This window comes from Bradyrhizobium sp. sGM-13, assembly GCF_018398875.1.
Lineage (GTDB): Bacteria > Pseudomonadota > Alphaproteobacteria > Rhizobiales > Xanthobacteraceae > Bradyrhizobium.
Genome location: NZ_JAGWDK010000007.1, coordinates 274,467 through 296,436, shown reverse-complemented (window position 1 = coordinate 296,436; position 21,970 = coordinate 274,467). Strand labels below are relative to the sequence as shown.

Sequence of the window (21,970 nt, the reverse complement as noted above, 5' to 3'; positions counted from 1 at the left end):
GCCCACCCTTCGCGCAACACGGGCCAAGGAAGAGGAGACTGCAATGTCGAAATCGTTCAAGGTGCTGGGCCTTGCGGTGAGCGCCCTTGCGCTGACCCAATTGCCGGCCGCAGCCCAAACCAAGGTTACCGATCAAGGCATCTCGGCCAATGAGATCGTCATCGGTACCCATCAGGACCTGTCCGGGCCGATCAAGTTCTGGGGCGTGCCGGTATCCAACGGCATGAAGATGGCCGTGGAGGAGATCAACGCCGCGGGCGGCATCCACGGCCGCAAGATCAAGCTGGTCATTGAAGACAGCGGCTACGATCCGAAACGCGCCGTGCTGGCGTCGCAAAAGATGGTCGAGCGCGACAAGGTGTTCGCCATGGTCGGTCCGATGGGCTCGCCCACCGTGCTCGCCGCGCAGGACATCCTGTTCGACGCCGGTGTCATGCAGCTCTTCCCGCTGACGGCGGCCGAATTCACCTTCAAGTTCGATCCGGCGAAGCCGCAGGAAAGGTTGAAGTTCAACAACCTGCTGCCTTACGTCGAGAGCACCCGCGCCGCCGTCAAGTACATGCTGGAGACCAAGGGTTTCAAGAAGCCCTGCATCCTGCATCAGGACGACGAGTACGGGAAGAACGTGCTTGATGGCTTCACGCAGCAGGTCAAGGCGATGAAGCTGGAGCCGGCTTCTGTCACGAGCTACAAGCGCGGCGCTTCCGACTTCAGCGCGCAGATCGCCAAGATGAAATCCGACGGCTGCGACATGGTCGTGCTCGGCACCGTCATCCGCGAGACCATCGGCGCGATGAGCGAAGCCAAGAAGCTCGGATGGGACGTGACCTTCCTCGGCGCCACGCCTGTCAACGTGCTTGAAGTGCCGGCCCTCGGCAAGGAAGCGGTCGAAGGTCTCTATGCAGCCTCCGGCTTCGAAATCCCGTACGAGGACACCGCCAAGGGCAAGGTCAAGGAGTGGCTGACCAACTATAAGAAGATGTTTGGCACCGACGCCAACACCCAGGCGATCATCGGCTACAACGCCGTCCAGACCTTTGCCTTCTATGCCAACAAGGCGGGCAAGGATCTGAGCGGGCAGAAGATGCTCGACGCACTGGAGTCAGGCGAGCAGTTCCGTGACATCTTCAATTCGCCGCCGACCAAGTTCTCCAAGACTGATCATCTCGCCACCACGATCACCCAGGTCCAGCAGATCAAGAACGGCCGCTGGGTGCTGATCAAGGAAGGCCTGATGTTCTGAGGGGCGCTTCGCTCTAACGGCAGGGCTTCAACGACAGAGGGCTGCGCGATCATCTCGCGCAGCCCTCCCTATTTGCGCATCTGAGGTCTGGTGCTTGCGCACCATCCCGGGATCACTTCGTCACTTCGGCCTTATCGCGTCCGCAGTGCCTTGGATGAAGGCCTGGATCTTCACTACGTCGGCTTCGGTCAGCTTGCCGGTGAAGTCGGGCATGCCCTGATCGCGGAACGGACCCTTGAACACAAAGTTCTTCAGGTTCTCGATGGTCTCCTTGGAAACGTAGCCGAGGTTCCTGACATTGCCGCCCTTGTCGACGCCCGGCACGCCATGGCATTGCGCGCAGGCGGTGACATAGAGCGCAGTGCCTTCGGGAACGTCCTTCGGATCGTACTTGACGCCGGCGAGCAGGCCTTCGGTCTGGTACTTCACGAAGGCCGGCGGTGGCGCTTTGCCGTCGAGCGCGAACGTGTAGACGGTACCCGGGCTCTGCAACTCGGTGGCGCGGGCGGCAATTCCGAACACGCCGCCCCAGCCGACCGCGATCGAGACATACTGCTTGCCGTCGACCAGATAGGTCGAGGCGGCCGCGACCACGCCGGTACCGACCGGCGTCTCCCAGAGCTTTTCGCCCGTCGTGGCGTTGTAGGCGATGAAGCGGCCGTCCGCAGTGCCCTGGAAAACGAGGTTGCCCGCAGTGGTGAGGGTGCCGCCGTTCCACGGCGCCACATACTCCGCGCGCCAGGCTTCCTTCTGCTTCACCGGATCCCAGGCGAGCAGGCGGCCGAATGGCGCGCTCTTCGGCGGTGTCGCGTTGAGCATGAAGCCGACGTTCCAGCCCGCCGCGGAAGCGAATTTGCCGGGCTCCTGTGCGTTGTGCTTGAACGCTGTTTCCGGCGTGAGGTTCACCGGAATGTTCTGCGCCGGCAGATAGACGAGGCCGGTCTGCGGGTTGAACGACATCGGATGCCAGTTATGGGCGCCGTATGGGCCCGGGATGCTGTCATACTGTTCCCTCCCGCGCGCCTCCTTCACCTCGATCGGCCGGCCGTTGGCGTCGTAGCCAGTCGCCCAGTTCACATCGACGAAGTTCTTGGCCGAGATGAACTTGCCATTGGTGCGGTCGACGACGAAGAAGAAGCCATTCTTCGGCGCATGCAGGATCACCTTGCGCGGCGTGCCATCGATGGTGAGATCGGCGAGGATCATCGGTTGGGTGGAGGTGTAGTCCCAGTGGTCGCCGGGCGTCTCCTGATAGTGCCAGACGTATTTTCCGGTGTCGGCGTTCAGCGCGACGAGCGAGGCCAGATAGAGGTTGTCGCCGCCGGACGGGCTGCGCACATCCCGATTCCACGGTGAGCCGTTGCCGGTGCCGATATAGACGAGGTTGAGGTCTGGATCGAAGGTGATGGTATCCCACGCCGTTCCGCCGCCGCCGTTGATCCAGTATTTGCCGGCGGGGTCCCAAGTCTTGGCGGCAGCCGCCATTGATTCATCTTCGAACGGTTTTGACGGATCGCCCGGCACCGTGAACCAGCGCCAGGCCTGGTTGCCGGTTTCGGCGTCGTAAGCGGTGACGTAGCCGCGGGCGCCGTATTCCGCGCCGCCATTGCCGATCACGACCTTGCCGTTGAACACGCGCGGCGCGCCGGTGATGGTGTAGGAATGCTCCTTGTCGATCAGCGTGTCCTTTTCCCAAACCACTGTGCCGGTGACGGCATCGAGCGCGATCAGCCGCCCGTCATAGACGCCGACGAACACCTTGCCTTTCCAGAGCGCGACGCCGCGATTGACCACGTCGCAGCAGCCTTTGTAACCCTTTGTGCGATCGACCTTCGGATCGTACGTCCAGAGCCGCTTGCCGGTGCGGGCATCGATGGCGTGCACCACGCTCCAGGACGCGGTCTGATACATGACGCCGTCGACAACGACCGGCGTCGCCTCGACGCCGCGGGAGGATTCCAGCGGATAGCTCCACACCAGTCCGAGCTTCTTCACGTTGTCGGCGTTGATCTGGTTGAGTTTGGAAAAGCGCGTCTCGGCGTAGTCGAGGCCGATGGTCGGCCAGTCGTTCGAGGTCGCGGTGTTGGCCTTGATCGATGCGCCGTCGACCGCCGAAGTAACCGCTTTGATATGCTCGGGCGATCCCTTGGCGGGTGTCTGCGCAAGGGCTGTGCTGCAGCCCAGCGTCAGGCCCAGCCCCATTGCGATCACGGCCTGCGCAAGGCGCGCCGGCCGACGGGAAGTAACGGCAATTTCAGAAAATAAAAGGCAAGCGGAATCAACGCGCGGCAAACGTGTCATCTCATTCCCTCCCAGTGATCTCTAGCGGATCTGGTGGAATGCTATGCCGGTGAGAAGGATCGCGTCAATCAACGCGATGCGCGAAACCAAAAGAGAAAACTTGTCTCGCGTGTTTTGAGCGAGCGCTTTCACTGAACGAATGCAAGCTGGCACGCCGGCTGCAGCGCACCATTGGCCGTGAGGCAGGAAAGATCAGATAAGGAAAGCAGATTGTTGCCTGCCGTCGCCGCGCAACAATTGCGCGCCGTCATTCCATTGGCACGTTCGAATGACCGGTCGGCGGAGCGGCCAGAGAGCTCACGACAAGCGGAGCCGCAAGCGTACTGCCAGAGGCATCGGCGAGCAGCGGAGCATCGGCATATCGCATCACGCCGTGCTGGCCGATGACGAATGTCGGCCGAAAGTTTCTGACGTCGACGTCCTCGATCATCGCCATGCCGCGGTTATCGAGCGTCAGCCAGCGCCCCTCCAGCCGCGCGGCAGCCACCGCATGGTCCTCGCCGCGGATGGTATCGTGCAGCACCACGATCCTGAGATCGTCGGGCGCGAGGCCGGCGCGGCGCAAGGCTATGAATTTCGCAATCGCATAATCCTCGCAGTCGCCGCCGCCGCGCGCGAACGTTGCGAGCGGCGGCGTCCAGACGTCGATCTGGCCGTGCTGGGCGAGATCGCGCATCGGCCGGATGGCGAGATTGACGGCTCGGTTGATTTCGCCGAGCCGCGCGCGGCCTTCGCGCAAGCGCGCGGCGTCGACAATATCGAGGAATTTCAGCGCGGCCGGAGACACGCAGCCGTCACGGTCGCCTTCGCAGAGCGCAAGCTGCACCATTTCGTCGTCGAGCCGGCGCTGCACGCCAAGCCATTTGTCGCGCAGTCCGCCGCCGGTGAGGGAAGATGCGGCAAGTCCGAACGGTTCGGCCGATCGCTGGATCATCTCCACCGGCGCGGATAGCTCGCCCGTCTCCGCGCGCAGGCCGGCTGGCCCGAACCAGGCCAGGCCGCACGCGACGATGCCCGCACGCCATGCGCGTGCATAGACTGCCAACCCCATCTGACACCCCTTGTCCGGGCATCGGCGGGCCTGCTCTGCCTGCTCGTACCCGGATCATTTCAGAACGGGCAGGATGCGCAACGGTGCTTTTGATCCGTTTAAATCTAGGGGAGGCCTATCGGAAGTTTGCCAAGCAGCGTGAACGCGGCCTTGCCGGTTTGCAGAGGATTTTATCGATCCACTCAGATCGGCGCTCATCGGGGCCGCTTGGCCATCCGAGACAGGAGGCGGACACGGCGCAAAAGTTTACGGGTTGCGGAAGGGTCACAGGTCACCGAATTAACCTTACCCACGGGATCGCTCGGTGCGCGATTGTAACCCGTCTCGGACGTCTTGAAGGCGATGACGGCTTCGAATGCATCCGCGAGGTGATCGGTCTTAAGACGACTAGGAAGCGGCATTCGCAGCGCCGCGGCAGCGATAAATGATTATGACTGCTTATCTTTATGCCGTGGGAGGCCGTGCCCATTTTTCGATCAGTCCGAGTAAGTTCCGGCCTTTTCCTTGCCATACTTTCGCCGGACACTTTTTCCGGACCTTTTCGGTCCTGTTGCCGACATACCCCATATCGAGGGTATTCGCGGCATGCCTGCTTTTGTGTTCCTTACCTGCGTGGTATGAAAACCCCGCAGGGAAATTTCATACTTCTTAACCATTTAGATTGGTGTTCCATTGAACTACGCCGGCAAATTCGGATCGGGCGACCTCGCCCCTTTTTCCGGCGCGGATATTGGCTCTGGGCCTCTGCTGTCATCGCACGGCCATCTTCCTTCCCACGGCAAGCTCCATGTCGACAAAGTTTCGACACATGCGCCGTCCGACGCCATAATTGTTCCTGATGCCCATCTGCTCTTCAGCGGCCATTTCAAGCGGTCGGGCGTCGACCTGATCCTCAGTAGCAGCGACCGCGAGGTCGTGCTGCGCGATTACTTCAAGGGCGAGAAGCGCGCTGCGCTGGCCTCGCCCGATGGCGCCCATCTCACCGGCGACATCGTCAACGCGCTGAGCGGGTACACCCAGTTCGCGCAAGCGGACGGCAGTCCCAGCGTCGCGCCGCCTGTGATCGGGCATGTTACCAAGCTGACGGGGAATGCGACCGCGATCCGCAACGGCGTCTCGATCATCCTGAACCAGGGCGAAACCGTCCATAAAGGCGACGTCGTCCAGTCCGGCTCCGATTCGACGCTCGGCATCACCTTCATCGACGGCACCGTGTTCGGTCTCGCATCGAACGCCCGGATGGTGCTGAACGAGATGGTCTACGACCCCGACGGGTCGGACAACAAGTCGCTGCTCAGCCTGGTGCAGGGCACGATCTCGTTCGTCGCCGGCGCCACCGCCAAGAAAGGCGACATGAAGGTCGACACCCCGGTCGCGACCATGGGCATCCGCGGCACCGCGGTGCTGGTCGAGATCGACTTCGAAGTGCCCGGCTCGGGTATCGCGCCGCCCGCGAAATTCCAGGTGCTGGTCGAGCCCGACGGCACCACCGGCTCCTACATCCTGTTCGACAAAACCACGCTGACGCCGATCGCGACCGTCAACCGGGCCGGCACGCAGACGATCATCAATGGGCAGGGCACGGTCAGCTTTCAATCGTCGGTGCAGCTATCGCCCGACGCGCAGAAGATCATCAGCGACGTGTTCTCGCTGAAGTTCACCGACCTGAACAACCCGAACACCAAGCTCACTACCAATTTTACCGATTCGATCATTCCGGAAACATTGTTCGTCAAGCTGGCCGGCGGGGAGTTCATTCCCGTGACGCTTCAGCTACTCAACATCCCGAGCGGGGCTACTCCCCCCGTGGATCCGGGACCGCCCCCCAGGCTCGTGCACATTCCCGGGCCGCCGCAGGCCGCGGCGTTCGGCGGTACGGTCAGCGAACGGATCGATGTGACCGCCAGCTCCGCGCTTGACAGCATCTCCGGCAGCGTCAACTACCTTGACATCAATCCCGGCGATACTCCGAGCGTCAGTACGCAGTTTTCTTCCTTCGCCTATCAGAACGCGCAGGGCGCCGACGTCACCGCCACGCTGACGGCGCAGCAGCAAGCGGCGATCAAAGCAGTCGAAGTGCCGCTGTCCGTAGTGCAGGATCCCAACGGCAAGAATTTCGGCACGGCGACCTGGACCTACAACATCGCCGACGGCGCGTTCGACTTCCTCGCCGCCGGCGAGACGCTGAAACTGACCTACATGGCGCGGGTCGACAACAACTACGCGCCGTTCAACGAGACGACATTTGTGCCGTTTACGATCGTCGTCACCGGCACCAACGACAAGCCGACGATCTCCGCGACCGGCGGCCAGATCACGGAGCGGATCGGCACCGGCAATACGGCGATCAATACCGTGTCCGGCACCGTCACCTTCGGCGATGTCGACCTGACCGACCGTCCCGTCGTCAGCGTGGCGATCTCGGCCACTGATCCGTTCCGCTACTATGATGCGCAAGACAACGACGTCACCGAGGCGCTGACGGCGGAGCAGATGGCGGCAATTCAGGCCGTCCTGGTGCCGCTGACAGTGGTGCAGGCGGCCGGAAACAGCCATAACGGCTCGGCGATGTGGACCTACAGCATTGCCGACAGCGCGTTCGACTTCATCGCCGACGGCGAAACGCTGAACCTCAACTATGTCGCGCGGGTCGACGATGGTCACGGTGGCATCATCTCGACGCCGGTCACCGTGTCGATCCATGGCGGGGAAGTCGTGGTCATCGGAACCAACGACGTTCCGACGATCGTTGACAATTTGACCACAGCCACTGGCGCGGTGACGGAGGATGAAGCGCCAACGCTGGTCGCCGGCGGCACCGTCACGTTCCAGGACCTCGACCTGACCGACACCCACGCCGCGACTTTTGTTCTCAAATCGTCCAATGCCAATGCCAATCTGCCGGGCTATTCAGAGGCGGCGCCACTCAGCGCGATCGGGACATTCGCACTCACATCGGTGAGCGAGAATCCCGGCGTCACCACTATTGGCTCGATCGGCTGGAGCTTCGCGCTTAACAACAACGATCCAGTGCTGCAGTCGCTGGCGGTCGGGCAAACCATCACTCAAGTCTACGCCGTCACCTTCGATGATCACCACGGCGGAACCGTTACGCAGGACGTCACGGTCACCATTACGGGTAACAACGATGCGCCGACCATCGTCGCGGGGGCGGCGACCACCGCGAGCGGGGGCGTCACCGAAGATATCGGCGTCGTTTCCGGCAACATCGGGACGTCGGGCACGATCGCGTTTAGGGACGTCGATCTAATCGATACCCACACCGCCGCCTTCGCATTGAAGTCGTCGGATGCCAGCGCCGATCTGCCGGGGTTTGCCGAGGGCAACGGTCCGGGTGCGGCGAAGATCGGAGCATTCGCGCTCACGATGGTGAACGAGGTCAACGACGACACGGTCAATACAGCTTCGCTGGGCTGGACCTTTACGCTCGACAACAACGACCTGACGCTGCAGTCACTGGCGCTGAACCAGACCATCACGCAAATCTATACGGTTACGGTTTCCGACGGCCACGGTGGTACGGTTCTGCAGGACGTCACCGTCACCATCACCGGCACCAACGACGCACCGACCATCGTCGCGGGGGCGGCGACCACCGCGAGCGGGGGCGTCACCGAAGATACCGGCCTCGTTTCCGGCAACATCGGGACGTCGGGCACGATCGCGTTTAGGGACGTCGATCTGATCGACACCCACACCGCCGCCTTCGCATTGAAGTCGTCGGATGCCAGCGCCGATCTGCCGGGGTTTGCCGAGGGCAACGGTCCGGGTGCGGCGAAGATCGGAGCATTCGCGCTCACGATGGCGAACGAGGTCAACGACGACACTGTCAATACCGCTTCGCTGGGCTGGACCTTTACGCTCGACAACAACGACCCGACGCTGCAGTCACTGGCGCTGAACCAGACCATCACGCAAATCTATACGGTTACGGTTTCCGACGGCCACGGTGGTACGGTTCTGCAGGACGTCACCGTCACCATCACCGGTACCAACGACGCGCCGACCATCGTCGCGGGGGCAGCGACCACCGCGAGCGGGGGCGTCGCCGAAGATACCGGCGTCGTTTCCGGCAAAATTGGGACGTCGGGCACGATCGCGTTTCAAGATATCGATCTGATCGACACCCACACCGCCAGCTTCGCATTGAAATCGTCGGATGCCAGCGCCGATCTGCCGGGGTTTGCCGAGGGCACCGGTCCGGGCGCGGCGAAGATCGGAGCATTCGCGCTCACGATGGTGAACGAGGTCAACGACGACACTGTTAATACCGCTTCGCTGGGCTGGACCTTTACGCTCGACAACAACGACCCGACGCTGCAGTCACTGGCGCTGAATCAGACCATCACGCAAATCTATACGGTTACGGTTTCCGACGGCCACGGTGGTACGGTTCTGCAGGACGTCACGGTGGTGATCACCGGCACCAATGACGCGCCGACGCTGGCCGACGTGACTACGGCTCCGTTCGTCGATACAGCAATCGATGACAGCTTCAGCGACCTTACGGGAACGCTGGCGGGCAACGATGTGGACAGCGGCGAAACCACGACGCTGAAATATGCCGCGATTGGTACAGCGGGCGCGACGAATTCTGCGGTCTCAGGCCAGTACGGTTCGCTAACGGTGGACCAGTACGGCAACTACATCTACGTCCCTGACGCCGATGCGATCAACGAATTGGCCGCCGGCACTACCGATGCCGATACGTTCACGATCCAGACGAAGGACGTACACGGCGCCGTTGGCACTGCGACGCTGACGGTGAAAGTGGAGGGAGCGAACGATGCGCCCGTGATCGGAACCGATGTCGTCGTCACAGAGCATGTTGATGAAACGACGACTTTTTCGGGCCTTTACGTCACGGATGCCGATGCTACCGGATCCACGTTTGCGATGTCAGCGACGACCGGTGCCAGCCCGGTAACCAGTGTGACACCGGCGAACGGCAGTGGCCTTGATTTTGAGGAAATCAACGCGACGCTGGACAGCGGTATCGCATACCTCCACGACACTGCGGAACCGCAGACCGACATGGTCACGCTCACGGTTGCCGATAGTTTTGGCGGCGCCGATACCGTCAATTTCATTTTCAACCACGCTGGAACAGGCCCGGAAGTCACCTTGAACGGCACGTCCGGCAAGGACGTCATTTTTGCGACCGGCTATGCCGATACGCTGACCGGTGGTGAGGGCGCTGACCAGTTTGTCTTCACGCCGGAAGTCAGTCCCAACACCGATACGATCATGAACTTCGCGCCGGGACGGGACCATATCGATCTGCGGGCGTTTGCCGCGGTGGACTCGTCCACTGTCAGTAATTGGCTAGCTAATCCGCTGAACCAGATAAATTCTACTGACGTTCGGTTCACACTCGACACCAACGATACTGTCATCCTCAAGAATGTCGTCCTGGCCAATCTGCATGCGAGCGACTTCATCGTGTCGCCGCACTAAGCCCTCTGGAATGGTGCTTGCCGAGCCGCGCTAGCTTCCTGACATCGGTGCCACCTTCCGGCTTGCGTGGCGCTGGCAGTTAGGCGAACAATCGAAAGCCATGAAGCGATTAGGGGCTTTACCCAGGTGGTTCAAACGGCGCATCGGCTATGCCCGGCTGCTGTGCCTTGCGCTCCTGATCGGGTTTGCCGCGCTTCGCGTCGCCGATCCGGCGCCGGTTGAGGAAATCCGCGTCAGGACCTTTGACGCCTTCCAGCGCATCGACCCGCGCAAGAAGACCGCTCGGCCGGTCACCATCGTCGATATCGACGAAAAGAGCATGGAAAAGTTCGGGCAGTGGCCGTGGCCGCGCACCCGGCTTGCTGACCTCATCACCGAACTGACCCAGCTCGGCGCGGTCGTGATCGCGTTCGACGCGGTGTTCCCGGAGCCCGACCGTCTCAACCCCGCCTTGGCGGCGGACACCTTCCGCAATCTCGACGAGGAAACCCGCGCCAGGCTGCGCGCGCTGCCGAGCAACGACCAGATCTTCGCCGATGCCATCCGGAAATCGCGCGTGGTGCTCGGCGAATCGGGCCTGCCGGAGGAAATCGCGACCCTCGACAAGACGCTGCCGGTCACCGGGCTCGCGATGCTGGGCGAGGAGCCGCAGCGCTTCATGTTCGAATTTCCCGGCCTTCTTCGCAACGTTCCGGTGCTGGAACATGCCGCCGCCGGGCGCGGCCTGTTCACCATCAGGCCCGAACGCGACGGCATCGTGCGGCGGGTGCCGATGATCATGCTCGCGCAGGGCCAGACCATGCCGTCGCTGACCTTCGAGATGCTTCGGGTGGCCACCGGGTCCGGCACCATCCTGATCAAGGCGGAGAAGGCCGGCATCAAGAGCCTCGGCATCAAGGGCGTTCAGATCCCGACCGACCATAACGGCCAGCTCTGGGTCCATTATGCCCGCAACGATGCCTCAATCTACGTCCCCGCGATCAATGTGCTGGAAAAGAACGTCGCCCCCGACATGATCGCGGGCAAGCTGGTGCTGATCGGCACCTCCGCGGTCGGCCTCAACGACATCAAGACCACTCCGGTGTCCCGCGCCATGCCCGGGGTCGAAATCCACGCCCAGGTGCTCGAAAGCGCGCTGACCGGCGCGGTGATCTCGCAGCCGAACTATGGCATCGGCATTGAATTCGCAGCAGCGATGTTGCTCGGGCTTCTCGTGATTGTGTTTGCGCCCCTGTTTGGTCCGGTCTCGCTGGTCATCTTCGGGGGCGCGTTTGCATCCGTGCTGGTCGGAACGTCGGCATACTTTTACGCCCAGCATCGCCTTCTGATCGACTTCACCTATCCCCTGATGTCGACCACGTCGATCTACCTCACGCTGATCTTTTCGGCCTTCGTGCGCGAGCAGGCGCAGCGCCGCCAAATCCGCTCCGCCTTCGGCCAGTATCTGTCGCCGGCCTTGGTCGAACAGCTTGCGCAGTCGCCGGAAAAGCTGGTGCTCGGCGGCGAGGAGCGCGAGATGACCATCATGTTCTCCGATATGCGCGGCTTCACCTCGATCTCGGAGACCTACAAGAACGACCCGCAGGGCCTCACGGCGCTGATGAACCGCTTCCTGACGCCGCTAACCAACGCCATCCTCGACCGCAAGGGTACCATCGACAAATATATGGGCGACGCCATCATGGCGTTCTGGAATGCGCCGCTGGACGACAAGGACCACGAGCTCAATGCCTGCGAAGCAGCGCTCGACATGCTGGACCGTGTTGACGAGCTCAACCAAGCGCGCGAGCAGGAGGCCAAGCAAGAGGGACGTCCGTTCATTCCGCTCAATGCCGGCATCGGGCTCAATACCGGCCTCTGCGTGGTCGGCAACATGGGTTCCGACCAGCGCTTCGACTATTCGGTGTTCGGCGACAGCGTCAATCTCGCCTCGCGCCTCGAAGGGCAGTCGAAAGAATATGGTTTTCCGATCATTGTCGGCTCCAAGACCGCGCTCGCGGTCAAGGACAAGTTTGCCATTCTCGAGCTCGACTTCATCATGGTGAAGGGCAAGAAGGAGCCGGAGGTGATCTACGCCATCGCCGGCCGCGAGGACACCGCGCAGTCCGGCCGCTTCCAGCGCCTGCGCAACCTGACGATCGAGATGCTCGCCTGCTACCGCAACCGCGACTGGGACGGCGCGCTCGCGGTCATCGCGCGCGGCCGCAAGACCGACGAGGCAAACGCGCTGGAGTTGCTCTACAACCTCTACGAAGCGCGCATCCGCGGCTACCTCGAAGACCCGCCGCCGGAAGACTGGAACGGCGCCTTCGCGCTGCTGACGAAGTGAAAGAACGTAGGATGGGTGGAGCGAAGCGATACCCATCAAATCCCTGTGCCGACGTGTGATGGGTTTCGCTGCGCTCTACCCATCCTACAGACCGATCAAATAAGTCTCTGTCGTCCCTGCGAACGCAGGGACCCATACCACGTGATCTAGCTATTTTACGCTGGACCTAGTTGTTTCTCACCAACTCAATCTTGTGGTTATGGGTCCCTGCGTTCGCAGGGACGACAGGGAGATCCTTTCCCTCACTCCAGTCCGATCTGCGTCAAATCCTGGAACCAGTGCTGCGCCTGCACGAACTTCTTCACCTTCGGCGACAGCGCATGCGGGTTGGTGTCGTGCACGACCCATACCAGCGTGGCGTCGTCGACAATCTGCGCGTGCGCCTGCGCCAACAGCTCGTCCTGCCTGGCGACATCAAAAGTCTGCTTGGCCTCGTCGATCAGCGCATCGACCTTCGCACTTCTGTAGCCGCCCCAGTTGACGCCGACAGGCGCGATCTGGCCGGAGTGGAAGAAGCGGACGATGGCGTAGAGCGGGTCTGACGTGACATAGGCGATGTTGTTGGAGGTGATGCCGGCGTTCATCTCGTCGGCCGCGCCCTTGCGCCAGGCCGTGTATAACGTCTCGAGCTCGACCACCTTGAAGTCGATCTCGATGCCGATCTCCTTGAAACTCTGCTGCAGAAATTCGTTCATCGGCAGCGACAGCATCTGTCCGGTGCCGCCTTGCGCGATGACGAAGGTGGTCTTCAGCGGCTTCTCTTTCGAATAGCCGGCCTCCTGCACCAGCTTCTTCGCCGCCGCGACATCATATTTGAGCTCGAAGGACGGCTTGCCGAACCACGGGCTCGACGGGTCGACCTGGCCCTTGGCGGGTTTCGCCAGACCGTTCATCAGCCCGACCACCGCCTCGCGGTCGATCGCGAGGTTGAGCGCCTTGCGCAGGCGGATGTCGGTCCAGGGCGAGCCGGGCAACACGCTCAAATGATAATTCCAGACATGCGGCGTGACGTTGTCGACGATCTTCATGCCGGCGGACTTGAGCTGCGGCACCGCGTCGGGCGCCGGGGTCTCGATCAAATCGACCTGGCCGGCCAATAGCGCGTTGGTGCGCGTCAGCGCTTCCGGCATCGGGATCAGCACGATCTTGTCGGCCTTCGGAAGCCGCTTCTTGTCCCAATAGTCGGCATTCCTGGTCAGCTCGGCGAGTTCGCGCGGCACGAGTTTTGTCAGTTTGAACGGCCCGGTGCCGGAAGGCTGGCTGGCGAACTTGTCCCAATCCTTGCCAAGCTTTTCATATTGCGCCGGGCTGGAAACCAGAAACCACAGCATCTGGTACGGAAAGAAGGAGTCGACCGTCTTGGTCGTAATCTCGATGGTGGCGTCGTCGATCTTGGCGTAGCTCGCGACCGAGGGCAGGCGGGTCTTCACCTGCGCGCTCTGCCGCTTGTCGAACTGCGGTGCCTTGTCGTTGAGCACCTTGTCCAGATTCCAGATCACCGCGTCGGCATTGAATTCGCTGCCGTCGTGAAACTTGACGCCCTTGCGAAGCGAGAAGCGCCATTTCTTCTTGTCGCTCTCATCGACCTTCCATTCGGTCGCAAGCCCCGGCACCAGTTTGCCGGGCCGGTCGGCGACGTCCATCTCCCACGCGACCAGCGGATCGTAGATCGTATAGGCGGAAAACTGATAGGCGCCGGCGCCGCGGTCGGGCTGGCCAGTGGTCAGCGGGATGTCCGCCATGGAAATGCCGTAGCGCACAACGGTCTCGGCCTGCGCCGAAATCGTTGAGATGCCAAGAGCTAAACCCACGGCCAGAGTTGCGGCAGGAAGAAGCATCGAATTTCGGGTGCGCATGAATTAGGCTCCATCGGGCGAGGTTTGGAGCTGAAAATGCAAGCTTGGTGCCAGCTTAGGCATTGGACTTGACTTGCATGCGCGCTTCACAAGGAGTTGTGCAGTCAAACGCATAGTCCGGAGGGAAGCACGCCGTTTGGCACAGGCGTTGCATACGGCTGCATAAGAATTAGTCACCAGGCGTTGAAAAGGGGATTGCTGCATATGCGTAACGACAAATCGAACAAGACGGCCACCGCGTGGCTGCTGGCAACGGCGCTGGTGGTCGGGTTGCCGCAACTCGCAAGTGCCGAAACGGTGCTGCGGATCGGCATGACGGCTGCCGATATTCCGCGCACGCTCGGCCAGCCCGATCAGGGTTTTGAGGGCAACCGCTTCACCGGGCTGACGATGTATGACGGCCTGACGATGTGGGACCTCTCATCCCGCGACAAGGCAAGCGTCATGATTCCGGGCCTCGCGACCGAATGGAAGGTGGACGAGGCCGACAAGAAGAAGTGGACCTTCAAGCTGCGCCCCGGCGTCAAATTCCATGACGGCAGCGACTTCAATGCCGACGCCGTGGTCTGGAACGTCGAGAAGGTGCTGAAGCAGGATGCGCCGCATTTTGACGCCAGCCAGGTCGGCGTCACCGCCTCGCGCATGCCGACGCTGGCCTCGGCGCGCAAGATCGACGACATGACGGTGGAATTGACCACCAAGGAGCCGGACAGCTTTCTCCCGATCAATCTGACCAACCTGTTCATGGCGAGCCCTGCCAAATGGCAGGCCTTCTATGACAAGGCTGAAGGCGCCGACGCCAAGGCGAAATCGCAGGCCGCGTGGGCGGCGTTCGCCAAGGACGCCTCGGGCACCGGCCCTTGGAAGATGTCGAAGTTCACGCCGCGCGAGCGGCTCGAACTCGTCAAGAACGAAGGCTATTGGGACAAGGGCCGCGTGCCCAAGGTCGACCGGATGGTGCTGCTGCCGATGCCGGAGGCCAATGCCCGCACCGCGGCCTTGCTGTCCGGCCAGGTCGACTGGGTCGAGGCGCCCGCGCCCGACGCGGTCAGGGAGATCAAGCAGCGGGGCTTCCAGCTCCAGGCCAATGAATCGCCGCACGTCTGGCCGTGGCAGTTCTCGCGCATCGAGGGCTCGCCCTGGAACGACATCCGCGTCCGCAAGGCCGCCAATCTCTGCATCGACCGCGAAGGGCTCAAGGAGGGGCTGCTTGCCGGCCTGATGGTGCCGGCGACCGGCACGTTCGAGCCCGGCCATCCCTGGCGCGGAAAGCCGACCTTCGAGATCAAATATGACCTGAAGGCCGCCCAGAAGCTGATGCAAGAGGCGGGCTACGGCCCGAACAAGAAGCTGACAGTGAAGACGCAGACCTCGGCGTCGGGATCGGGCCAGATGCAGCCCTTGCCGATGAACGAATATCTGCAGCAGGCGCTGGCGGAATGCTATTTCGACGTTCAGCTCGATGTTATCGAGTGGAACACGCTGTTCACCAACTGGCGCCGCGGCGCCAAGGATCCCAGCGCTAACGGCGCCAACGCCACCAACGTCACCTACGCGGCGATGGATCCGTTCTTCGCGCTGGTGCGCTTCCTGCAATCGTCGATGGCGCCTCCCGTCTCGAACAATTGGGGCTACATCAACAATCCCAAGTTCGACGAGCTGGTGACCAAGGCGCGCCAGACCTTCGACCCCGCCGCGCGTGATGCGGCGCTGGCCGAACTGCATGCGGCCTCGGTGGACGATGCGGCGTTCCTCTACGTCGCCCACGACGTCTCGCCGCGGGCCATGAGCCCGAAGGTGAAAGGCTTCGTGCAGCCGAAGAGCTGGTTCGTCGACTTCTCGCCGGTGTCGATGGCGCCGTGAGTCCAGGAGCGTAATGCTTGCTGACCCTCTCCCCTTGTGGGAGAGGGTGGATCGAATGAGCGGAGCTCATTCGAGACGGGTGAGGGGTTCTCTCCGCGGATACGCCTCCCTCATCTGAATTGCCCCCGTCCGCGGATGGAACCCCTCATTCGGCGCGGACCAAGGTCCGCGCCACCTTCTCCCATAAGGGGAGAAGGGAAGAAGAGAGTAACTCGTGTTCGCTTACATTGCCCGGCGTATCATCTACGTCATTCCGATCGTGATCAGCGTCGCGCTGGTGTGCTTCCTGCTGGTGCACATCACGCCCGGCGATCCCCTGGTTGCGGTGCTGCCGGCGGATGCGTCGCAGGAACTCGCCGCGCAAATGCGCACGGCTTACGGCTTCGACCGGCCGCTGCCCGTGCAATTCGGCCTGTGGCTATGGCGCGCGCTCCATGGCGATCTCGGCAGCTCGATCGCGACCGGCCGCCCGGTGCTGTCGGAAGTCCTACGCGCCGTCGGCAACACCGTCACGCTTGCGGTTGCCGCCGCGCTGATCGGCTTCACGCTCGGGCTCATGTTCGGCCTGATCGCCGGCTATTTCCGCGACACCTGGATCGACAAGGTCGCGACCTCCATTGCGATCGCCGGCGTCTCGGTGCCGCATTACTGGCTCGGCATGGTGATGGTCATCATCTTCTCGGTGCAGCTCAACTGGCTGCCCGCGGTCGGTGCCGGTCCCGGCGGCTCCGGTTCGTGGGGCTGGGACTGGGAGCACATGAAATACCTGATCCTGCCGGCGATCACGACCGCGGTGATCCCGATGGGCATCATCACCCGCACCGTCCGGGCGCTGACCGGCGACATCCTGAGCCAGGACTTTGTCGAAGCGTTGCGCGCCAAAGGGATGCGCGAACTGGACGTGTTCCGCCACGTCATCAAGAACGCCGCGCCTACCGCGCTTGCGGTGATGGGCCTGCAACTCGGGTACATGCTCGGCGGCTCGATCCTGATCGAGACCGTGTTCTCGTGGCCCGGCTCGGGCTTGCTGCTCAATTCCGCGATCTTCCAGCGCGACCTGCCGCTGCTGCAAGGCACGATTTTGGTGCTGGCGCTGTTCTTCGTCACGCTCAATCTGCTGGTCGATATCGCGCAGGCCGCGATCGACCCGCGCATCAAGCGGGGTTAGAGCATGATCCGGAAAAGTGGGCACCGGTTTTCCCTCGCGACAAACGCGGAACGCGTTTGCGCGGAGATCATGCTCCAACAAAGAGTCTACGCATGACCGTGATGTCGGATACCGCCCTGCAAGCCGCGCCCGCGACCAAGGCGCGCGGCTATTGGGCCACCGTCGGCCGCCGCATCGCGCGCGACAAGGTCAGCATGGTCTGCGCTTTCGTGCTGGTGCTGATCTTCGCCTCCGCACTTCTTGCGCCGTGGCTTGGGCTGGCCGACCCCTATCAGGGCTCGATGATCCGCCGGCTTCGCCATATCGGCACGCCGAACTATCCGCTCGGCACCGACGAGCTCGGCCGCGACATGCTGGCGCGGCTGATCTATGGCGGAAGGCTGTCGCTGATCATCGGCATTCTGCCGGTGATTTTCGCCTTCGTGATTGGCACCTCGCTCGGCCTCGTCGCCGGCTATGTCGGCGGCCGGCTCAACACCGCCATCATGCGTACGGTGGACGTCTTCTACGCGTTCCCGTCGGTGCTGCTGGCAATCGCGATCTCCGGCGCGCTGGGCGCGGGTATCGTCAATTCCATCGTCTCGCTGACCATCGTGTTCGTGCCGCAGATCACCCGCGTCGCCGAAAGCGTTACTACCGGCGTGCGTAACATGGATTTCGTCGAAGCCGCGCGCGCCTCCGGCGCCGGACCTTTTACCATAATGCGCGTGCATATGCTCGGAAACGTTCTCGGCCCGATCTTCGTCTACGCAACAGGCTTGATCTCGGTGTCGATGATCCTCGCCGCCGGCCTGTCATTCCTCGGCCTCGGCACAAAACCGCCGGAGCCGGAGTGGGGCTTGATGCTGAACACGCTGCGCACCGCGATCTATATCAATCCCTGGGTGGCGGCGCTGCCGGGCGTGATGATCTTTGCGGTGTCGATCTGCTTCAATCTTTTGAGCGACGGCATGCGCAGCGCCATGGACATCAGGAACTGACGCATGGGTGAGACGTCCACCTCAGTCGACTTGCTGGAACAGGTCGAGGACATCGGCGGGGCGGCGCAACCGCTGCTGCAGGTCACCGGCCTGACCAAACATTTCCCGGTGCGCGGCGACCTGTTCAGCCCTCGTAAAACGGTGCGCGCGGTCGATGATGTGTCGTTCTCGATCGCCAAGGGCGAAACGGTCGGCATCGTCGGCGAGTCCGGCTGCGGCAAGTCGACCACGGCGCGATTGCTGATGCACCTGATGAAGCGCGATGCCGGCGACATCGTCTATGACGGCATGCAGGTCGGCCGCGCGCTGTCCCTGCGTGAATTGCGTCGCGGCATGCAGATGGTGTTTCAGGACAGCTACGCCTCGCTCAATCCGCGCCTCACCATCGAGGAGTCGATCGCCTTCGGCCCCAAGGTGCATGGCATGGCCGACGCAGCCGCGCGCACTCTGGCGCGCGAACTGCTCGGCAAAGTTGGATTGCGTCCCGAAACTTTCGCCAACCGCTACCCGCACGAAATTTCCGGCGGCCAGCGCCAGCGCGTCAATATCGCGCGTGCGCTGGCGTTGTCGCCGCGGCTGGTGATTCTTGATGAAGCGGTGTCTGCGCTCGACAAATCGGTCGAAGCCCAGGTGCTGAACCTGTTGGCAGACCTCAAGCGCGAATTCGGCCTGACCTATCTTTTCATCAGCCACGATCTCAACGTGGTGCGCTACATCTCGGATCGTGTGCTGGTGATGTATCTCGGCGAAGTGGTCGAACTCGGCCCCGTCGACAAGGTCTGGGATGCGCCGGCACATCCCTACACGCGGGCGCTCTTGGCTGCGATGCCGTCGTCCGATCCTGATAACCGCACCGAGACGCCGCCGATCTCCGGCGATCCGCCCAATCCGATCGACCCGCCGTCGGGGTGCCGGTTTCACACCCGATGCCCGTTTGCGGAGCCGCTCTGCGCAGATGCGACGCCAAAACTCAGCGATGTCGATACAATGGGTCATCAGGCGGCGTGCTACATGGCCATACCCGGCTCCGGGCACAGCCGCGCGCCGGCCAAAGAAAATGCCAAGAAAAGTGACATGGGAGTAACCGCTGCATGACCAGACCCGATCCCAAACAGGTCAAGGTAATGACCGACGTCGCCGGCGTGCCGCAAGATGCGGAAGTTGCCGCCCGCATCGCCAATTCCATCGGCCCGGCGTTTGACGGGTTTACGCCCATTGCCGGCACGCTGCCGATGGATCTCGAGCCCGCGAGTTTCCTGCTGGTGCAGAACGCGAAGGTGTCGAAATGAGCGGCGAACCGGCCTTGATGTCAGCGGTCGCGATCGCCAAGGCGATCGCCGGCAAGAAGTTGTCCTCGCGCGAAGTGACGCAATCCTGCCTCGACCGCATCGCGCAATGGCAACCGCGCGTCAACGCCTTCATGTCGGTCGAGGCGGAGGAGGCACTTGCCGCGGCTGATGCCGCTGACGCCGCGCTCGCCAAGGGCCAAAATCTCGGTCCGCTGCACGGCGTCCCGATGGCGCACAAGGACATGTATTACGAGGCCGGCAAGGTGGTCACCTGCGGCTCCAAAATCCGGCGCGATTTCGTTGCGACGACGACCTCGACCGCGTTGCAGCGCCTGAAGGACGCCGGCTCCGTCAGGCTCGGCTCGCTGCAGATGGTCGAGTTCGCCTACGGGCCGACCGGCCACAACGTGCATTACGGCGCAGTGCGTAACCCCTGGAATGTCGATCACATCACCGGCGGCTCGTCGTCCGGCTCCGGCTCGGCGGTCGCGGCGCGGCTGACCTTTGCCGCGCTCGGTTCGGATACCGGCGGCTCGATCCGGATGCCCGCGCATTTCTGCGGCGTCACCGGTTTCAAAACCACCGTCGGCCTGATCAGCCGCGCCGGCGCGATGCCGCTGTCGCAATCGCTCGACACCGTCGGCCCGCTGGCGCAAACCGTGGAGGACTGCGCGCTGCTCGTAGGGCTGATGGCGGGTGCGGATCCCGAGGACCCGACCACGTCCACGCGGCCGGTGCCGCACTACATGACCGCGACCACGGGCTCGATGAAAGGCCTGAAGATCGGCGTGCCGACCGCCTTCTATGTCGACGACCTCGATCCCGAGGTCGCGCGCGTGCTCGACGAGACCATCGCTAGCCTCAAAAAAGAGGGCGCCGAGATCGTCAAGGTCGAACTGCCGGACCAGCGCCAGCTCACGGCCGCCTGCCAGATCGTGCTCGCCACCGAGGCGGCTGCCTTCCACAAGCGCTGGATGATCGAGCGTCCCCAGGATTACGGTAGTCAGGTCTTGATGCGGCTCCAGAACGGGCTCGCCATTCCGGCCGTGACCTACCTCGAAGCGATGCGCTGGCGCGGTCCGGCGCTTGCCGCCTACCTCGCGGCGGTCGAAGGCACCGACGCCGTGATCGCACCGGTCGCGCCGATGCCGGCGGCGACGATTGCCGAAAGCGATATCGGCAACAGCCTCGATGCGGAAGCCGTGATCCAGCGCATCACGCGCTTCACCCGACCGATCAACTATCTCGGCCTGCCGTCGCTTTCGATTCCCTCAGGCTTCACCAAGAGCGGCCTGCCGGTCGGCATGCAGTTGATCGGCCGCCCCTTCGATGAGGCCGGGCTGGTGCGGATCGGCGCGGCGTTCCAGTGTGCGACGGATTATCACCAGCAGGTACCCGAACTGGCATGAGCAACCTCGTCGATATCCGCGACCTCAACATCCGCTTCACCGGCGAACGTACGGTTCATGCCGTCAACGACATCTCGCTCTCGCTTGGCGAGGGCGAGGTGCTCGGCCTGCTCGGCGAATCCGGCTCGGGAAAAAGCGTGACGCTGCGCGCGCTGATGCGGCTGTTGCCGAAAAAGCGGACGCAGATTTCGGGCACCGTGAAGGTGTTGGGACGCGACGTGCTCGCAATGAACGACGAGGAGCTGTCGGCGTTTCGCGGCCAGACCGTCTCGATGATCTTTCAGGAGCCCGCGCTGGCGCTCGACCCCGTCTACACGATCGGCCGCCAGATTGCGGAAACCGTGATCCGCCACGAAGGCAAGAGCGAAAAGGAGGGACTCGCGCGCGCGCTGGAAATGCTGGAGGTGGTGCGGATTCCCTCCGCCAAGCGCCGCTTAGAGGCCTATCCGCACGAAATGAGCGGTGGCATGCGGCAGCGCGCCATGATCGCGCTGGCGCTGGCGTGCAAGCCGAAAATCCTGCTGGCGGACGAGCCGACCACCGCGCTGGACGCCACCGTGCAGATTCAGATCCTGCTGCTGCTCCGCGAATTGCAGCGCGAGTTCGGCATGTCCGTGATTTTCGTGACCCACGATATCGGCGTCGCCATCGAGATCTGCGACCGCGTCGCGGTCATGTATGCCGGCCAGATCGTGGAGCAGGGCCGCTTGCGCGACATCGTCCGCACCCCCGTGCATCCCTATGCCAAGGGGCTATTGGCCGCGACCGTCCACGGTGCAAAACGCGGCCAGCGGCTGGAGACCATCCCGGGCACGCCGCCCTCGCTCGACAAGGCGCCCGTCAGTTGTTCGTTCGCGCCACGCTGCACGGTTGCGCAGCCGCGCTGCAGCGAGCGTCTGCCGCCGAATGTGCAGGTATCGCCGGATCGAACGGCGCGTTGTGTGCTGGCGGAGGCGGAAGTTTCTGCTGCGACCTGAAGTGACGCGGTTTCGGCTGCGTTCCC

General features: G+C 62.7%; 13 protein-coding genes. 10 read left to right on the top strand and 3 right to left on the bottom strand.

What is annotated here, in order from left to right; genetic code table 11:
• Window positions 1-43 precede the first annotated feature (43 nt).
• Complete coding sequence (locus KJQ96_RS13585; protein WP_213287082.1) at window positions 44-1,243, top strand: ABC transporter substrate-binding protein; 1,200 nt, start codon at window positions 44-46, stop codon at window positions 1,241-1,243.
• 120 nt (window positions 1,244-1,363) lie between these two features.
• Here KJQ96_RS13585 and KJQ96_RS13580 read toward each other — a convergent pair whose 3' ends face one another.
• Both KJQ96_RS13580 and KJQ96_RS13575 read right to left on the bottom strand, forming a co-directional pair.
• Window positions 1,364-3,445, bottom strand: coding sequence for a PQQ-dependent dehydrogenase, methanol/ethanol family (locus tag KJQ96_RS13580; protein ID WP_213287144.1), 2,082 nt, complete (start codon window positions 3,443-3,445; stop codon window positions 1,364-1,366).
• A gap of 346 nt (window positions 3,446-3,791) precedes the next feature.
• On the bottom strand, window positions 3,792-4,595 hold the full coding sequence (locus KJQ96_RS13575; protein WP_213287081.1) for a transglutaminase-like cysteine peptidase: 804 nt from the start codon (window positions 4,593-4,595) through the stop codon (window positions 3,792-3,794).
• Between the two features lie 672 nt (window positions 4,596-5,267).
• On the opposite strand from KJQ96_RS13575, the gene KJQ96_RS13570 reads away from it, so the two are divergent.
• Together KJQ96_RS13570 and KJQ96_RS13565 are read left to right on the top strand one after the other, a co-directional pair.
• Window positions 5,268-10,073 (top strand): VCBS domain-containing protein, encoded by a 4,806-nt coding sequence (locus KJQ96_RS13570; RefSeq protein ID WP_213287080.1) that lies wholly within the window; start codon window positions 5,268-5,270, stop codon window positions 10,071-10,073.
• A 100-nt stretch (window positions 10,074-10,173) separates the two neighbouring features.
• On the top strand, window positions 10,174-12,402 hold the full coding sequence (locus tag KJQ96_RS13565; RefSeq protein ID WP_213287079.1) for a CHASE2 domain-containing protein: 2,229 nt from the start codon (window positions 10,174-10,176) through the stop codon (window positions 12,400-12,402).
• A 242-nt stretch (window positions 12,403-12,644) separates the two neighbouring features.
• Here KJQ96_RS13565 and KJQ96_RS13560 read toward each other — a convergent pair whose 3' ends face one another.
• Complete coding sequence (locus KJQ96_RS13560) at window positions 12,645-14,258, bottom strand: ABC transporter substrate-binding protein (protein WP_249734021.1); 1,614 nt, start codon at window positions 14,256-14,258, stop codon at window positions 12,645-12,647.
• Window positions 14,259-14,462: 204 nt separating this feature from the next.
• Between KJQ96_RS13560 and KJQ96_RS13555 the strand changes: the two genes are divergently transcribed.
• From KJQ96_RS13555 to KJQ96_RS13525, 7 genes are all read left to right on the top strand, one after another.
• Complete coding sequence (locus KJQ96_RS13555; RefSeq protein ID WP_213287078.1) at window positions 14,463-16,121, top strand: ABC transporter substrate-binding protein; 1,659 nt, start codon at window positions 14,463-14,465, stop codon at window positions 16,119-16,121.
• 214 nt (window positions 16,122-16,335) lie between these two features.
• Window positions 16,336-17,289, top strand: a complete 954-nt coding sequence (locus KJQ96_RS13550; protein ID WP_213287077.1) for an ABC transporter permease — start codon at window positions 16,336-16,338, stop codon at window positions 17,287-17,289.
• Between the two features lie 101 nt (window positions 17,290-17,390).
• Window positions 17,391-18,269, top strand: coding sequence for an ABC transporter permease (locus tag KJQ96_RS13545; protein ID WP_035728661.1), 879 nt, complete (start codon window positions 17,391-17,393; stop codon window positions 18,267-18,269).
• Window positions 18,270-18,272: 3 nt separating this feature from the next.
• On the top strand, window positions 18,273-19,364 hold the full coding sequence (locus KJQ96_RS13540) for an ABC transporter ATP-binding protein (protein WP_213287076.1): 1,092 nt from the start codon (window positions 18,273-18,275) through the stop codon (window positions 19,362-19,364).
• Complete coding sequence (locus KJQ96_RS13535; protein ID WP_213287075.1) at window positions 19,361-19,558, top strand: hypothetical protein; 198 nt, start codon at window positions 19,361-19,363, stop codon at window positions 19,556-19,558. Before KJQ96_RS13540 ends, KJQ96_RS13535 begins: the two co-directional genes overlap by 4 nt.
• Entirely contained in the window at window positions 19,555-20,967 is a 1,413-nt protein-coding gene (locus KJQ96_RS13530; protein WP_213287074.1) for an amidase, read from the top strand. The genes KJQ96_RS13535 and KJQ96_RS13530 overlap by 4 nt, the downstream gene beginning before the upstream one ends.
• On the top strand, window positions 20,964-21,944 hold the full coding sequence (locus KJQ96_RS13525) for an ABC transporter ATP-binding protein (protein ID WP_213287073.1): 981 nt from the start codon (window positions 20,964-20,966) through the stop codon (window positions 21,942-21,944). Before KJQ96_RS13530 ends, KJQ96_RS13525 begins: the two co-directional genes overlap by 4 nt.
• Window positions 21,945-21,970: the final 26 nt, after the last annotated feature.

What these genes read in the sequence shown, in the direction of transcription:
- KJQ96_RS13585 (WP_213287082.1), top strand. Translation starts at nt 44, where the DNA reads ATGTCGAAATCGTTCAAGGTGCTGGGCCTTGCGGTGAGCGCCCTTGCG.
- KJQ96_RS13535 (WP_213287075.1), top strand. Translation starts at nt 19,361, where the DNA reads ATGACCAGACCCGATCCCAAACAGGTCAAGGTAATGACCGACGTCGCC.
- KJQ96_RS13545 (WP_035728661.1), top strand. Translation starts at nt 17,391, where the DNA reads ATGTCGGATACCGCCCTGCAAGCCGCGCCCGCGACCAAGGCGCGCGGC.
- KJQ96_RS13580 (WP_213287144.1), bottom strand. Translation starts at nt 3,445, where the DNA reads ATGGGGCTGGGCCTGACGCTGGGCTGCAGCACAGCCCTTGCGCAGACA.
- KJQ96_RS13560 (WP_249734021.1), bottom strand. Translation starts at nt 14,258, where the DNA reads ATGCGCACCCGAAATTCGATGCTTCTTCCTGCCGCAACTCTGGCCGTG.
- KJQ96_RS13555 (WP_213287078.1), top strand. Translation starts at nt 14,463, where the DNA reads ATGCGTAACGACAAATCGAACAAGACGGCCACCGCGTGGCTGCTGGCA.
- KJQ96_RS13575 (WP_213287081.1), bottom strand. Translation starts at nt 4,595, where the DNA reads ATGGGGTTGGCAGTCTATGCACGCGCATGGCGTGCGGGCATCGTCGCG.
- KJQ96_RS13565 (WP_213287079.1), top strand. Translation starts at nt 10,174, where the DNA reads ATGAAGCGATTAGGGGCTTTACCCAGGTGGTTCAAACGGCGCATCGGC.
- KJQ96_RS13530 (WP_213287074.1), top strand. Translation starts at nt 19,555, where the DNA reads ATGAGCGGCGAACCGGCCTTGATGTCAGCGGTCGCGATCGCCAAGGCG.
- KJQ96_RS13525 (WP_213287073.1), top strand. Translation starts at nt 20,964, where the DNA reads ATGAGCAACCTCGTCGATATCCGCGACCTCAACATCCGCTTCACCGGC.
- KJQ96_RS13540 (WP_213287076.1), top strand. Translation starts at nt 18,273, where the DNA reads ATGGGTGAGACGTCCACCTCAGTCGACTTGCTGGAACAGGTCGAGGAC.